General features: G+C 55.4%; 1 protein-coding gene. It reads left to right on the plus strand.

The window, feature by feature from the left end; all coding sequences use genetic code 11:
- Positions 1-451: ribonucleotide-diphosphate reductase subunit beta (locus AACV02_RS16870; RefSeq protein WP_177413647.1), on the plus strand; the 451-nt coding region annotated here is incomplete at both ends.

The raw sequence follows: 451 nt of genomic DNA on the forward strand, positions 1-451 counted from the left end.
GCTGGCCGTGTACCGCCTGATCACCAACCCGGAGTGCCGCCAGTACATCCTGCGCCAGGCCTTCGAAGAAGCGATCCATACCCACGCTTATCAGTACTGCATCGAATCGCTGGCCATGGATGAAGGCGAGATCTTCAACATGTACCACGAGATCCCATCGGTCGCCAAAAAGGCCGCCTGGGGCTTGAAGTACACCCGCTCGATCTCCGATCCGAAGTTCGAAACCGGTACCGTCGAGACTGATAAAGAGTTGCTGCGCAACCTGGTCGCCTACTACTGCGTCCTGGAAGGCATCTTCTTCTACTGCGGCTTCACCCAGATTTTGTCCATGGGCCGTCGCAATAAAATGACCGGCGTGGCTGAGCAGTTCCAGTACATCCTGCGCGACGAGTCGATGCACCTGAACTTCGGTATCGATGTGATCAACCAGATCAAAATCGAAAACCCACAC

Origin of the sequence: Pseudomonas sp. Larv2_ips (genome assembly GCF_963879675.1) — a bacterium.
Lineage (GTDB): Bacteria > Pseudomonadota > Gammaproteobacteria > Pseudomonadales > Pseudomonadaceae > Aquipseudomonas.